Origin of the sequence: Salmonella sp. NW722, from assembly GCF_051702785.1 — a bacterium.
GTDB lineage: Bacteria > Pseudomonadota > Gammaproteobacteria > Enterobacterales > Enterobacteriaceae > Salmonella > Salmonella enterica.
Map to the genome: position 1 here is coordinate 412,384 of NZ_JAMMIN010000004.1, position 14,947 is coordinate 427,330.

Genomic DNA, 14,947 nt, shown 5'->3' on the forward strand with positions numbered 1-14,947 from the left:
GAATGGCATAATGAAGATCACTTTTACAGGCTATCGGCAGACCGCCACGCTGGCGACGCTTGCTTTCGTCACCACGCTTGCTGGCTGTACGATGGCGCCGAAGCACGAACGCCCCGCATCGCCGACTGCGATGGTCTATCCCTACGCAACGTCAACCGTTTCTGGCGCGCCGGATGCCGCTGACATTGGCTGGCGTGATTTCTTCCACGATCCGCTTCTACAGGAACTGATTGCGATCGCGTTACGCAATAATCGGGATTTACGCAAGGCAGGGCTCAATGTTGAAGCCGCCCGGGCGTTATACCGCATTCAGCGCGCGGAGATGCTGCCGACGCTCGGCATCGCCACCGCCATGGACGCCAGTCGCACTCCCGCCGATCTCAGCGTCATGGACGAGTCTGAGATTAACCGACGCTACGAGGCGGCTGGGGCGACGACGGCCTGGGAACTGGATCTCTGGGGGCGAGTGCGAAGCCTTAGCGACCAGGCATTAGCCGCCTATATGGCGCTTGATGAGACGTACATTGCGGCGCGAATGAGCCTGGTTTCCGAAGTCGCCAGCGCCTGGCTGACGCTACGGGCTGACCGGGAGCTGCTGCGCTTAACCGAAGATACGCTGGCCGCGCAAAAAAGTTCATACACATTGACAACCCAGCTTGCCCGGACAGGCAACGCCACACAGCTCGATCTGCGTATGGCGGAGATCGCGCTGCGTTCTGCGGAAATCAATCGCGCGGCGTATACGCGACAGTTGGCGCGGGATCGTAACGCGCTGGAATTGCTGTTGGGCCAGCCGCTCACGCCTGAACTGTCGCGTCGACTAAACGAGGCGGTCACGCTTACGGAAGGCGCGATCCCGACCACACTGCCAGGCGGATTACCGTCAGATCTGCTGGTACGCCGCCCGGATATTCGCGCCGCCGAGTACAGGCTGCGTGGCGCAAACGCCCGAATAGGCGCAGCGCGCGCCGCCTTCTTCCCGACCATCAGCCTGACAGGCACGGCGGGAACGGCCAGCGCGTCTCTTAGCGGACTCTTTGAACCGGGATCGGGAAGCTGGCGTTTTCTACCGCAAATCACCTTGCCTCTCTTTCACGGCGGCGCATTACGCGCTGACCTGGATAGGGCGCATGTCCAAAAACAGATTGAAATCGCCAGGTATGAAAACGTTATTCAGCAAGCCTTTCGCGACGTGGCGGATGGTCTGGCGGGACAGCGTACGCTGAGTGACCAGGTGCAATCAGAACAACGCGCGGTTGAAGCCAGTCAAATCGCCTATGAGCTGGCCGGACTCCGTTTTCAGGAAGGCGTCGATGACTACCTTACGCTGCTTGATACCCATCGTATGCTTTATGGCGCGCAACAGCGCCTGGTACGCACACGTCTCATGCAACAGTTAAATATCATTAACCTGTATAAAGCATTAGGCGGCGGTTGGCGGGAATACAGCGAGAAAAAGCAAGGTTAGCCCAAATAGCGCGCGCGTCGCCAGTGCGGCGCGCGCGCTAAACAGGCATATATTGCCTGCAAAATAAGGTTAACGAGGGCAACGATAAACGTTCCCGCTTAACGTGACATTGGTTTGTTTGCTTGAGCCAGAACCGTGCCATGAACTTCCTGTCTGGCCTGCACGCTGGGTTAACAGGACTACCGTATTTCCGCCCATTTTATAAGCTTTGTTTTTCAGATCGTTACGGGCACCCGTTTCCAGGTTACTGTTGGAAGTCCAGCCACCGGTAAAGAAATTCCCCTGGCTGCCCGTGATATCCCCTAAGTAGCTGCATTCCTTACCTGGCTCGCTGGTCATCACCCGTACCTGTTCAGCGCCATAATTCAACGAATTAGCGCTACATGCGGTTAAAGCCAAGCCGACGAAACATACTAAGATCTTTTTCATACTAATACCTGGTCTATTAATCATTAAATAATAACGCGTTCTTGCTTCTGAACGCCGTCAAGGAACTATATTTAAGATGTAACGAATGTCTTTCATTTGCTGAAGAAAAGTCTCTGTCATGATGCTATCATGTATGCTTGAGGCTATTTCTTGTTCAGTTTTTTCAATATGCTCTCTGAGCCTTATTTTTGTTTTTTCGTCAAGCGCCGAGATAAGTATCTTAATGGCAAGCAGCATAGTAGGATTGATGCTTTCACACTCTCTCATCGTTAACTTTTTCATCTTGTTTGCTTCAAGCCTGATCGGCGTTTTTGTCTACACGGCAAATTTTAGATGCGAAGATATGGCGACTTCTTTGGTAAATAAATAGCAAATGGAAAAAGCGTTTGAAGCCATATTTACGACAGATACGCAATCTATGAATGTACAAAGTCTTACGACTCATGCCATAGCTACTGGCGATCTGACTCATCGACTTTTTATATAAAAAGTGCCATAACAACTCCTCCTCCTTTTTTGTCAACGGCGCAAGTTCACCGACCGCTACTTCGTTTGCACAAGCGTATTTAATGAAATGCTCAATAAAAACAGGCTTTGCCAAATCGGGATCGATATCAGGATCTCTATCGCAGCCATGTGGATAAAGTTTTCCAATATCTCTGCGCGTGAGCCAGATTCGACGAGCATGTGGATAATGCTGCATGAGCGCCTTAAAACCTTTCCAGACCCCCTGAATCAAAACTCGTCCATCAATAATAATTATGATATCTTCGCTAGCTGATATCTGACACGAATTATATTCTCCATTGAGTGGGAACATAAAGCACTTCCCATCCTCAAAGAGTGAAGCGATGCCTAAATAAGTATAATAATCATCCGTTAAAACTATACCTATCGTTTTTAACGGAAGTTGTTCCGATAGTGAATTTATCATAATTTCATCAATAGAATAACGCTACGGTGAGTGTTTTATCTTCCTCTTAAGATTACCTGAGCGCTCATAACCATCCCTATTCTGTAGCAGCGCCATATTATTTTTAATTCCTTGCCATAAACGTAACGCTTATACTTTTAATGTCAGAAGCGATAACCTACGCTGACACCAAATGTATTGGTATCCACAGCGAAGAAACGACTGGCTTCCCATGATGCATCGATAGATATACTCTTAACTGGATTAAATATTACGCCAGCGCCGTAGGCAAAGGAGTCTTCTTTTGAGTGTTTATTAAATTTCATCGTCGCTATACCCGCATTGCCGTACAGGCTCACATAGTCATTAAAACGATATGTTGGTCCAAACATCAAAGAACCATAGTCCACAGAATCGGAACCATTTTTATGCAATTTCCCCTCTTTCCAGGTGTAGTTCTCCATTTCATTGCGCGTCGCGGTGAATGAGCCTAACATCCCCCAGGTCTCATTAAACTCGTAACGATATTTAAAATTAAAGCCTCGCAGATCTTTGCTATCGCTATTTTTCAATGAACTGAGATGAGTTTGTGCATAACCAAACGATATGGTGTGCTGATCGTTAGCCAAAGCTAAAGGTGACGCTAATAATAAACCTAAAAAAACAAGGAACGAAGACCGTCTTTTCATTAAAACCACTCCATTTTTGATATATAATTAAGGCGGTACCGGAACTTATGGCACACAAATAGCATTTAGATTAAGAGCACCTAATGCGCTTATTACCAGTCATGCCAACTGCGGAGGTAATATAACCTGATATATTCGATAATGGATATGAAATCAGTCTTACAGAGTTCTTACTTTTTTATTAATAGCGGATTCATAGTTGCTTCAGACCCGATCCTGGCATCGCATCCATCAGGCGGACTGCGAGAGGTTATCAGCGAGTATCAGTTACCTCCCTGAAGAGTAAAAAATTCATAACTAATTGTTTTTAATGCTCTTTAACTGGTGTTCGAGTTAACCTTTACCCTTGCGGAGGGCAATTTCGCAACTCGCTTTCTGACGCATTCAGACAACATTCAGATCTACTGCGCGGTACAAACGTTATAAAGCTGCCGATTAAGAGAATAAAAAAAGGTTTTCTCACCCACTTTAGATATTCGAATCTCATTAGCCGCTTCCGGATGCAGAACCCGTAAATATGATAACAGATCGCCAGCCGTGTCCGTGGCAAAGACTTTTACCTGGGATACTTCGAACGTATAAACACCAGGCGCTGTTCGATGTAAATTTTTCATATATACGTCCCGGTATAATATTTTTACACCGTTATCTTTTGTTTTTATTTCATATTGAAGCGTAATTCTCTTCATCTTAAAATCAAGAACAAGACTGCCATCGGCATGGATATCTTTAGGCTGTATCGTCGTTACCGTTCTTGTCGTGCATAAAAATTCATTAGTATTAATAGAACTATGGCTACTGTTTCGTACCCAAACTACCATCAGTACGACTGAAACAGCCAACATACCAAGCGTCGCCACGCTTAATAACGTTCTTTTATGGAAATGCATTTCGGCTCCGCTATATCAAGTTGGTTAAGACACTGGACAAAAATATTTGTATTAGGAACGCGAATGTAATAAATGATTTTTCCGTTTTGTTTATGTATTTCATTACTCATCTCAGAGTACGCTTCAACGATATCCGTCAGATGGGTTTTATCATGCCCGACACTATAAAAAGTGTATCCATCATACGAACCCTGGAGGGTAAAGTAATCAATATTTTCACCCTTAACTTTATACATCATAAAAAACATCAGAAGCGCGGCCAGGCAAAAGTAGAGCCAATCTTTTTTATTCACAGCGCCCGGTATTGGGGGGATAATAGTGTCATCGCGTCGCACTTCAACTGTCGATAATTCTGTTTCAGCAACAGCAGGCAACGGCGTATTTTGCGCCTCATCACTCAACGGTTCAATGGAAACTGAGAGTAAAACACCCACGCGAGGGCGAGTCACAACAGATGCCCCCTTAAGACCAATTTTATCAAATGATCCTCGTAGCTGGTTAATCAGTTTATAATAACTGGCATCAGAGACCACGACACCTTTGCGACCCCAGACATAGTTAATTAAATCATCTTTTTTAAAAAGGCCTTCATGAAAAGCGATAAGCAAACTGCGTTCCGATTCAGATATCGTTATCGACTCTCCGGCGCAGGAAAGCGTCATTCGTTCACAATCAAGAATAACTCTTTTGTCAATCAGATAATTGTTCTGACTCATAAAAATATCCGCCCCAGTGCTATCACGTTTCTTCACGGCATAAACATATTACCAGGATATATCGCACTATTGAATTTTTTTCCGTAGCGAGCTCCTGTATTATTCAGCCACCAGGCCACTCGCAGATTCGTTTTCCCCCTTGAGCAGACCATTTTGCCTCTGGGCTGACTTGCCAAGCCAGCTCATAAAGTCATTAGCCTCCATCGGCCTGGCATAAAGAAATCCCTGAACGAATCCTACCCCGTGGCTTAAGATATAACGCAATTGGTGCTGGGTACTGACCCCTTCGGCAACCACATTGAGCCCCAGTCGCTGACTCAGCGTAATGATAATATCCAGGACAGGAACATCATCGCTGCTGGTATCAATGGTATCGATAAACGTTCTGTCTATTTTAAGATAGTCTACAGGTAATTGTTGGAGATAGGAGAGTGAGCAATAGCCGGTCCCAAAATCATCAATCGCTATTAACACGCCTTTTTCACGGAGCGTTGAAAGTTTTTCCGCGACCTGTGAAGGTTCTACAATCAGGCTACGTTCGGTGAGCTCCAACATAAGCGTTATCGTTCCCAAACGAGTCCTGAGCGCCTCTATATCTTGTATAAAACCGTCATCCATAAGATGCGCAGGCGATATATTTACGCTGATATAGAAATCATCCGGTACAGTCCAGTTTATCACGTCATGAGCAATCAGTTCGAACAGATGACGAGAGAGTGGAATAATCATGCCTTCATTTTCTGCGGCGGTAATAAAAATATCCGGGGTTATAAAACGGCCATCCGGTTGCGGCCAGCGCATTAGCGCCTCCACGCCGCCGCAACTACCGTGTTTAACATTAAAAACAGGCTGATAATGTACCGTAAACTCATTGTGCGTTATTCCCCTGGCAATCTCCCGGGCCAGAGATAAACGTTTTAAATACCAGCGCCTGTAGAACAACATCATCCCTACAGAAAAACACAATGACAGCGGAACAAAAATAAAAAGGTTTTGTAACCAGTATGCCGATAACGTTGAGAAAGGGGTTCGCACCATCAGTTGGATAGTGTGATCGGTTGAGGTGAACCGCTGCGTTAAAAACGCCTTACCGCGCAACGTCGCAGCGCTGGTAATCGCCTCTCCTGCGCCGAATGTCAGGCTAAAGGCTGATGCTCTCTCTGCTGCCAATATCTCCATGAGCTCCTGGACATACTGCGAATCCACAATGACGAAGGCCGCTTTATTCGCTGCTACTTTTTTCACATAAACCACAACAAGGCGATCGGGTCCTTCGGCCATACTACCGATAGATCGCAACCACCGTTTCGGATAAGAAGCAGGTAAAGAAAGCCCTGCCAGCCGGGAAAAATGATAGCGTTCGGTTCCTGTGACAAAGGAGCAAGTGATATCACCATTTTCCAGAAACCCAATGTCACGTACATAAGGAGTGAAGGCCCGCGTTCTGGACAGTTCTTTCAGCGTATCAGTGCAGGAACTCTCAGCCAGTCTGGCGGCTTTTCCGGCGACTTGCCAGGAGGCGGCAGATATATCCGCGCTAAACCGCAGCAGCGTATTGGCGCTGACGGCGATATCTCGTTTTAGCTGGAAAATACCCGCGAGTAACCCCACCAATATCATTACGATCAGTGGAACGGCAATAAACAACATCAGAAATAGCTTTCTTACTTTCAAATCATTGCCCTCTTACCGGCCTTCCTTTTGCCACTGTACGCTTTTATAGGATAACTAAAGTAACATTAATATAGAAAAGCAATATTGAGAGATAGGTTATACGTTCTTAATGATAGCAAGATGGCACTCCCTGTGCCGAAAATAGACAAGAAAATATCAATACCCAACAGGTGCAGGATACTATCGTTAAAATAAGCGATAGCAGATATCTAAATTCAATATGTTAGCCAGATGCCAGGTTCGCTGCCTGATGAGGCATAACCATCACGGAACGAATTCCCATCAATACAGGGATTATTTGCTACAACTCAACGTTACTACTGGTGGTACACACATTATACAAATGTCGATTAAGCGAAAACATGTAGGTATTTTTCCCAATTTTGACCATCTTTAACTCATTAATCGTACCAGGCTGTAACAGTCTCAACCAGGAAAACAAATCGCCAGCAGTATCAGACTCAAAAGTCTTAACTGAATTGACTTTAAAAGTAAATGTTTTCATACCCGTTCTGCGCAGTTTGCTGATGCAGATATCACGAAAAAAAAGCCGTTTCTCTTTCGTATCGGTAGTAACATCGTAGTGCAGGGTAATCCTGCCGGATTTAAGATCCAGCACAAGTCCACCATCCATGTACAATTTTCGTGGTTCAATATACGCTTCTGATTTTGTCGTGCATATAAGATTATTGGTTCTATAAGAGTCACGATTTACCCACTCAAGCGCTATTATCGATCCGATTGCGACAATGGCGATAAATATTACAAATATAATCAGTAACGTTCTTTTACTGTAATACATTTTGGCACCGCCATTTCAACAGGATTTAAGCATTGCAGAAAAATATTCATATTAGGCTCCCTGATATAATAAATATGGCGTCCATTTTGCCGGTAAATTTTAATTTTTAGAGAGTTAAAAGCAAAAACTACTTCACTTAATGTGACCTTATCCTCTTTTGTTTTATAGATTGCATAATCGTTATATTCGCCAAGATATGTAAAAAAACTATCAGGGCTGTTACGAACAGGCGCTTTATAGATAGTAAATACACCATAGAGCAATGCCAGAAGAATGGCTCCTGTTAATACCACAAATACGCTGTGACGTTTAATTTTGTAAAATATGTTCTCCCGAGTCGGGGTGCCTTTAACGTTTTCATCACTCACCTTTAGGGAGGTGATTTTTTTTATAGGTTCAATGGCAACAGACAGCGACACCCCCACCCGAGGGCGAGTTACGATGTCAGATGACTGTAGACCGATGCTACTAAAATCATTTCTCATTTGATTAATGAGTTTATAGTAACTTGATTCTGAGACGCAGCCTCCACGATTTTCCCAAACAAAATGAATAATATCTTCTTTTTTGTAAAGACCATGCCAAAAAGCAAGAAGCAGATGGGTCTCAGCTTCTGATATTCTGATTATCTCATTACCATGCGATAAGGTCATCTTCGTACTATCAAATACAACACGCTTATCAAGTAAAAATATGCTTTCATTCATGACAATCCTAAAGGTAACTGCATCCATCATTCAGACGACATATTATCATGCTCAAAAAAGAATTCAGCCCCCTAATTAACCTGAGTTTAACTTATAAGTATCACTTATAGTAAACAATAATTGACACAAGCATTACCTGCACATTACAAATCAAACAGTTATAGGTAAATCTGAACACTTTTCTTTACCTTAACGCAAACTCAGGAAACTTCTGAAAGGCCAAAAGTAAGAAAAAAGTAAGACTAATTATACTGTTTCAGAAGCACATTTCAGAAAATTTACCTTAATCTCACCATCGTATTATCCATCGGGAGGTTTAACTGATACGGATTTTACATAGCAAAAATGTGCAGGTTTGTATTGCAACATAGTCTATCTATTCAGACGCGGAGAGAATTGTTATCGGATTACACTCAATCAAATGATAACACTATCAGTTGTACTAATGAGATGTATGGACGAAAGCGCTTATCGCTCTATTTCATGATAAGAGAAATAAGTCTGTTTGTTTTATATCGCATTATCAATAGTCAGGAGGGTATAGCTCACATCCAAAAATAGAGTTAATGATCGTTATTTTTACCACTCCTCCATAAGCACGAAACATTCGGGCGAATTGCACTCGTCCTGAAAAAGTAAAGATTAATACAGGAACATTATCATATGTCTATGAAAAAATATTTAGCAATGATCACAGGCTCGCTTCTTGTCTCCAGCAGCGCGATGGCTGTTTCTGATAACACCATCACCTTTCAAGGGGAAGTCTCTGATGAAACATGCTCTGTCGTGATTAATGGTAATCAGGCTAAACCCGTCGTGTTATTGCCAACAGTAAGTACTAAAGATTTATCAGAACAAGGGAAAACTGCGGGGCCAATAACGTTTGATATTGGGCTGTCCGGGTGTACCGGCTCTAAGGACAAAACAACAAAAATTTCCACTGTCTTTGTCGGTAATCAGGTCACCAGTAACGGTAACCTGGGTAATACTGGCAGCGCGAAAAATGTTGAAGTCCAATTACTCGACACTTCAGGGGAGCCAATCAATCTGACCGGCGGCTTTACTGGCGACGGCGACCTACAGCTGGAACCAAATGCTTCTGAAGCGAGCGCGACTTATACCGCGCGGTATTACTCTACCGGGAAAGCAGAGGCTGGGACAGTCGCTGCCACCCTACAATACGCCGTTTCGTATAAATAATTGTCGCTACGGTCTGGCGTTGAAACGCCAGACCATTTTCAATCGCCAGGGAGTTGTTGAGATGAAAATGGATACCCGACATTCCGCATTATATTACTTAATAGTTTTTCTATTGCTGGCCCTACCCGCCACAGCATCGTGGGCGAGCGTTACTATTTTGGGTAGCCGAATAATTTACCCATCAACAGCCTCCTCCGTAGATGTGCAGTTAAAAAATAATGATGCAATACCTTATATCGTACAAACCTGGTTTGACGATGGCGATATGAATACCAGCCCGGAAAATAGCAGCGCGATGCCGTTCATTGCCACGCCGCCGGTATTTCGTATTCAACCCAAAGCAGGCCAGGTGGTACGCGTAATTTATAACAACACGAAAAAATTGCCGCAGGATCGTGAGTCAGTATTCTGGTTTAACGTATTACAGGTACCACCAACGAATATTGGCAGCGACAGCGGGCAAAATAAAATGTTGGTGATGCTGCGCTCAAGAATAAAACTTTTCTATCGTCCTGACGGGCTAGGTAAACCTGATACTCTGGCGAAAAAACTACAGATTAAAACGGTAAATAAGGGTTCCGGAAAAAGCGGTATTGTTATTGTTAATCCGCAGCCCTGGTTTGCCTCTTTAAGTAACCTGAATGTAAAAGTGAACGGCGCTTCGTATAACCTGGATGCTGACATGATTGCCCCTTTCTCCAGTCAAACCTGGTGGCTGCCGGGCAAACAGTCACTCAAATCCTTCTCCGGTACAGTCACCGTTACTTTGGTTAACGACCTGGGCGCAAGGATAAGCGAGAGCTACGATGTCCCCCACCATTAATTTGAACCGCAAAAGCCTTGCGCTATTGATCGCCATAGTTTGCTCAGGCTCCGCGCAGGGTGAAGAGTATTATTTTGATCCTGCGCTACTTCAGGGGGCCACTTACGGACAAAATATTGCCCGTTTTAATGAACAGCAAACGCCTTCCGGAGACTATCTTGCCGACGTTTACGTTAATGGCACGCTGGTAACCTCGAGCACTAATATTCGATTTAATGCTGTAAAAGAGGGTCAACAGACTGAACCCTGCCTGCCCTTATCGGTGATGAAAGCGGCACAGATAAAATCACTCCCCGCGACCGACGCTGCGACCGAGTGTCGCCCGCTCAGGGAGTGGGTGCCTCATGCCGGCTGGCAATTTGATAGCGCCACGCTTCGCCTGTTGCTGACGATTCCAATGACCGAACTTACGCACAAACCGCGCGGTTATATCTCCCCTTCAGAGTGGGATAGCGGCGCGCTGGCGCTGTTTTTACGCCATAACACAAACTGGACCCACACCGAAAATACCGACAGCCATTATCGCTACCAATACTTATGGAGCGGTTTAAACATGGGCGTTAACCTCGGACTTTGGCAGGTCCGTCATCAAAGTAATCTGCGCTATGCCAATAGCAACCAGAGCGGAAGCGCCTGGCGCTATAATAGCGTTCGAACCTGGGTGCAAAGACCTGTCTCGTCTATTAACAGTATCCTGTCGCTGGGCGATAGCTATACGGACTCCAGCTTATTCGGCAGTCTGTCTTTTAACGGGGCTAAGCTTGTCACCGACGAGCGGATGCGCCCGCAGGGCAAACGCGGTTATGCGCCGGAAGTTCGGGGCGTAGCGGCCAGTAGCGCGCACGTGGTAGTAAAACAACTGGGGAAAGTGATTTATGAAACCAACGTTCCGCCGGGCCCATTTTATATTGACGATCTGTACAACACCCGTTATCAAGGCGATCTGGAGGTAGAGGTTATCGAGGCCAGCGGTAAAACCTCACGTTTCACCGTGCCTTATTCTTCCGTGCCGGATTCGGTACGTCCCGGTAACTGGCACTATTCGCTGGCCTTCGGCAGGGTCCGTCAGTACTACGATATTGAAAATCGTTTCTTTGAGGGAACGTTCCAGCACGGCGTTAATAACACCATTACCCTCAACCTCGGTTCACGAATTGCGCAGCGTTACCAGGCATGGCTGGCGGGCGGCGTCTGGGCCACCGGTATGGGCGCGTTCGGCCTTAACGCCACCTGGTCGAATGCGCGCGCAGAGCATAACGATCGCCAGCAAGGCTGGCGCGCGGAACTCAGTTACAGCAAAACGTTTACCACCGGCACTAACCTGGTGCTGGCGGCTTATCGTTATTCAACCAACGGCTTTCGCGATCTTCAGGACGTGCTCGGCGTACGCCGGGAAGCAAAAACGGGGATTGATTACTACTCCGACACGCTGCATCAGCGCAATCGCCTGTCCGCGACGGTAAGCCAGCCGTTAGGACGGCTTGGCACGCTTAACCTCAGCGCCAGCACCGCAGACTACTACAATAACCAATCGCGTATAACACAGCTACAAATGGGGTATAGCAACCAGTGGCGGAATATAAGCTACGGGGTGAATATCGCACGACAGCGCACCACCTGGGATTACGATCGCTTTTATCACGGTGTCAACGAACCACTGGACGTGAGTAGCCGACAAAAATATACCGAAACCACAATGTCGTTTAATGTCTCTATACCGCTGGATTGGGGCGAAAACAGAACGTCTGTCGCTATGAATTATAACCAGTCCAGTCAAAGCCGTTCCTCAACCGTATCCATGACCGGCAGTAGCGGTGAAAACAGCGACCTGTCATGGTCGGTTTATGGCGGCTACGAGCGTTATCGCAATAGTAATAGCGATAGCAGCGCGCCAACGACGTTTGGCGGTAATCTACAACAAAACACCCGGTTTGGCGCACTTCGCGCCAACTATGACCAGGGTGATAACTATCGTCAGGAAGGGCTGGGCGCGTCCGGCACCCTGGTACTCCACCCTGGCGGTCTGACGGCTGGCCCCTATACCAGCGATACCTTTGCGCTTATTCATGCCGATGGCGCGCAGGGCGCGATCGTACAAAATGGCCAGGGCGCTGTGGTTGATCGCTTTGGTTACGCCATTCTGCCTTCGTTATCTCCTTACCGCGTCAATAACGTTACGCTCGACACCCGTAAGATGCGCAGCGATGCCGAACTGACGGGAGGAAGTCAGCAGATTGTGCCGTATGCTGGCGCCATCGCGCGTGTCAATTTCGCCACTATCAGCGGCAAAGCAGCGCTGATCTCCGTGAAGATGCCGGATGGCGGCATACCGCCAATGGGCGCTGATGTTTTCAACGGTGAAGGCACAAACATCGGCATGGTCGGCCAGAGTGGGCAGATTTATGCCCGTATCGCCCATCCGTCGGGTTCTCTACTGGTACGCTGGGGAACAGGGGCAAACCAGCTTTGCCGGGTTGCCTACCAACTCGATCTTCACACCAAAGAACCGTTTCTCTATCTGAACAAAATCTGCGAGAAGGAATAGCACAATGCTTTTTAGTTTCCGAACGCTATTGTTTATCACCAGCCTGTTCGTCAGCGCCGGAACATGGTCGTCCTGTATCAAAGTCACCGATAAGAGCGCGCTCTCTGACGCGGCGATAAAAGCGGGCTACACGGCGCAAAACTGGATCGGCGCAACTGACACGAATACCGGTAATATCGGTTTGCCAACGGTGATTAGCGTCAGTAATAGTGAAACATTTCAACCCTCCGGCACACTATTGGCCAGTGGGATCGGTAACTTCCTGACGGCCGCCACCGGAACGCCCTATTCCAGTAAACAGGTACTTTACCGCTGCGATACCGCCGATGCCGGGAAGCTCTATGAGATGTATTCGACAAATGGCGATAGCGCTTTTGCGGGGGCATTTTTTACTCCCGAAGTAGAAGGCGCCTATTATGATGTGGAGCGTAATGTTGCTGTCCGTATGACAAACCTCAGTACCGGCGAATATTACAGCCGTTTCTGGAAAGAACGCCAACTTACCGCAGACAGTTGGTTTCAGGATGACAAATATATTTATATTCCTGCCAGCGCGTTTAGCAACGTGCTATATGAGATGTTTAAAATTGACTCAAGAAAATATTTTGCCTACCAGAATCCAATGGACCGAGATACCTGGACGCAGCCTCGGGGTTATATCGCGTTTAAAGGCCCAGGCTTGATTACCGAGCGGATCAAAGCGGGACTGGATCATGCCAGCGATTATTATGGCTGGCCCAGCTATTGGCCCGGGGCATGGAGTACATATAATAGCGTCACCTATGTTCGCGGCGCGTTATGTAAAATCACAGATTATCCTGCGATCGTGAAAATTCCCCCTGTCGCCGTCGGCATATTAGCCGCCGGAGGCAATAGCCAGGCGCCTTTCCACGTCAGCCTGGAATGTGAGTCCGGCGCAGTGTCCAGCGCCCTCCCGTCCACCAGCGCCGCTAATGTCGCAATGGGGTTTGTCGTTAATCAACCCACCGCCGTGGCGGCGGCGCGTCGCCTGGGGCTAACCACATCCGCAGGCGGTCTGTCGTGGCTACTGGACACCCATTATGGCGAACCTGGCGTAGCTTCCGGAGTGGGTATCCGCATCTATAACGATGCCGGTACGCCGATTAACCTGTTACCCGATCGGATCAAGACAGGCACTGGCAACGCCCGAGGCTGGTATGGCTATAAAGATTTAACCACACGGGTATCATCCGGTTCAGTAGAAACCTATAGCGGTGATTTTACTGCCTCGCTTGAGGCGATCGGCGGACAAACAGTAACGGCAGGAAGCGTGAATGCGCAATTACAGGCAGTGGTTAGTTTTCAGTAAAGTCATATTAACGCTACTTGGGTTGACGGGATGGTATGGCCCGGCACAAGCCGCCGTTAATATTGACAGAACCCGAATTATTTTTGCTTCAGATGATATCGCTCAATCGTTGACATTATCCAACGATAATACAACGCCGATGCTGTTACAGGTATGGACCGACGCAGGAAACATTGACGCCTCTCCGGATAATAGCAAAACGCCGCTGGTGGCGCTGCCGCCGGTATTTAAAATGCAGCCAGGGGAACTGAGAACGCTTCGCCTGCTCCTGAGTTCCCGCCAGCAGCTTGCAACGGACCGGGAGAGTCTCTTCTGGCTAAACATTTATCAGATACCGCCACTCCCCCATGACATTAAAAACAACCCGCGAAAACTGGTATTACCGCTTCGTTTGCGGCTAAAAATTTTAATTCGCCCGACCGGGCTAAAAGCGCCAACGGAAGCGGAGGAGAAAAAATTACGTTTTATTGCTAAAGAGAATACTATACGGATAGTTAACCCCACCTCGTGGTATATGAGTTTAACGTTAACGATGGATAACAAGAAAAGTATCGGCGATATCATGGTTGCGCCGAAAACAGCACTTGATGTGCCGCTAACACGCTCGCCAACGCCGGGAGCATCGATAAATTATGCAGTAATCAATGATTCCGGGAACTGGCGACAATATACCGCCATGCTGGAAAAATATATTAGTAAGAGTAATTTTATTCCTGAGTTTTGATGGGAAATATTCAGGGATACGATCGTATCCCTGAGAC

Annotated in this window: 14 protein-coding genes and 1 pseudogene; 6 read left to right on the forward strand and 9 right to left on the reverse strand. The window is 46.9% G+C overall.

Features of this window, described 5'->3' with window-relative positions:
• Positions 1-10 precede the first annotated feature (10 nt).
• Positions 11-1,468, forward strand: a complete 1,458-nt coding sequence (mdsC, locus tag NA330_RS12255; RefSeq protein ID WP_023242210.1) for a multidrug efflux transporter outer membrane subunit MdsC — start codon at positions 11-13, stop codon at positions 1,466-1,468.
• Positions 1,469-1,537: 69 nt separating this feature from the next.
• Here mdsC and NA330_RS12260 read toward each other — a convergent pair whose 3' ends face one another.
• The 9 genes and pseudogenes from NA330_RS12260 to NA330_RS12300 form a co-directional block, all read right to left on the reverse strand.
• A complete protein-coding gene (locus NA330_RS12260) occupies positions 1,538-1,897 on the reverse strand; it encodes a DUF4156 domain-containing protein (protein ID WP_000722978.1) in 360 nt (119 codons plus the stop codon).
• A gap of 57 nt (positions 1,898-1,954) precedes the next feature.
• On the reverse strand, positions 1,955-2,179 hold the full coding sequence (locus tag NA330_RS12265; protein ID WP_000737127.1) for a membrane protein: 225 nt from the start codon (positions 2,177-2,179) through the stop codon (positions 1,955-1,957).
• Positions 2,180-2,189: 10 nt separating this feature from the next.
• Positions 2,190-2,831 (reverse strand): helix-turn-helix transcriptional regulator, encoded by a 642-nt coding sequence (locus NA330_RS12270; protein ID WP_000610827.1) that lies wholly within the window; start codon positions 2,829-2,831, stop codon positions 2,190-2,192.
• 143 nt (positions 2,832-2,974) lie between these two features.
• On the reverse strand, positions 2,975-3,499 hold the full coding sequence (locus NA330_RS12275; protein WP_023242211.1) for an Ail/Lom family outer membrane beta-barrel protein: 525 nt from the start codon (positions 3,497-3,499) through the stop codon (positions 2,975-2,977).
• Positions 3,500-3,900: 401 nt separating this feature from the next.
• Positions 3,901-4,389, reverse strand: coding sequence for a hypothetical protein (locus tag NA330_RS12280; protein ID WP_000545426.1), 489 nt, complete (start codon positions 4,387-4,389; stop codon positions 3,901-3,903).
• Positions 4,362-5,105, reverse strand: a complete 744-nt coding sequence (locus tag NA330_RS12285) for a transcriptional regulator (RefSeq protein ID WP_000081365.1) — start codon at positions 5,103-5,105, stop codon at positions 4,362-4,364. The genes NA330_RS12280 and NA330_RS12285 overlap by 28 nt, the downstream gene beginning before the upstream one ends.
• Before the next feature lie 99 nt (positions 5,106-5,204).
• Positions 5,205-6,779: an EAL domain-containing protein gene (locus NA330_RS12290; protein ID WP_072103219.1), complete on the reverse strand. Its 1,575-nt coding sequence runs from the start codon at positions 6,777-6,779 to the stop codon at positions 5,205-5,207.
• 501 nt (positions 6,780-7,280) lie between these two features.
• A pseudogene (locus NA330_RS12295) lies at positions 7,281-7,581 on the reverse strand (hypothetical protein).
• A complete protein-coding gene (locus tag NA330_RS12300; protein ID WP_023242213.1) occupies positions 7,554-8,288 on the reverse strand; it encodes a winged helix-turn-helix domain-containing protein in 735 nt (244 codons plus the stop codon). The pseudogene NA330_RS12295 and the gene NA330_RS12300 overlap by 28 nt, the downstream one beginning before the upstream one ends.
• Positions 8,289-8,951: 663 nt before the next feature.
• On the opposite strand from NA330_RS12300, the gene NA330_RS12305 reads away from it, so the two are divergent.
• The 5 genes from NA330_RS12305 (at position 8,952) to stbE (ending at position 14,910) form a co-directional block, all read left to right on the forward strand.
• The gene (locus tag NA330_RS12305; RefSeq protein WP_000062033.1) at positions 8,952-9,488 is read left to right on the forward strand and encodes a fimbrial protein; all 537 of its coding nucleotides are present in this window, start codon (positions 8,952-8,954) and stop codon (positions 9,486-9,488) included.
• 61 nt (positions 9,489-9,549) lie between these two features.
• Entirely contained in the window at positions 9,550-10,311 is a 762-nt protein-coding gene (gene stbB, locus NA330_RS12310) for a fimbrial biogenesis chaperone StbB (RefSeq protein ID WP_023242214.1), read from the forward strand.
• Positions 10,295-12,856 carry a fimbrial outer membrane usher protein gene (locus tag NA330_RS12315; RefSeq protein WP_023242215.1) on the forward strand — a complete coding sequence of 854 codons (2,562 nt, stop codon included), beginning with the start codon at positions 10,295-10,297 and terminating at the stop codon, positions 12,854-12,856. Before stbB ends, NA330_RS12315 begins: the two co-directional genes overlap by 17 nt.
• Before the next feature lie 4 nt (positions 12,857-12,860).
• Positions 12,861-14,186 (forward strand): fimbrial usher protein StbD, encoded by a 1,326-nt coding sequence (stbD, locus tag NA330_RS12320; protein ID WP_000899100.1) that lies wholly within the window; start codon positions 12,861-12,863, stop codon positions 14,184-14,186.
• Positions 14,152-14,910 carry a fimbrial biogenesis chaperone StbE gene (gene stbE / locus NA330_RS12325; RefSeq protein WP_023242216.1) on the forward strand — a complete coding sequence of 253 codons (759 nt, stop codon included), beginning with the start codon at positions 14,152-14,154 and terminating at the stop codon, positions 14,908-14,910. The genes stbD and stbE overlap by 35 nt, the downstream gene beginning before the upstream one ends.
• The last annotated feature ends 37 nt before the right edge of the window (positions 14,911-14,947 follow it).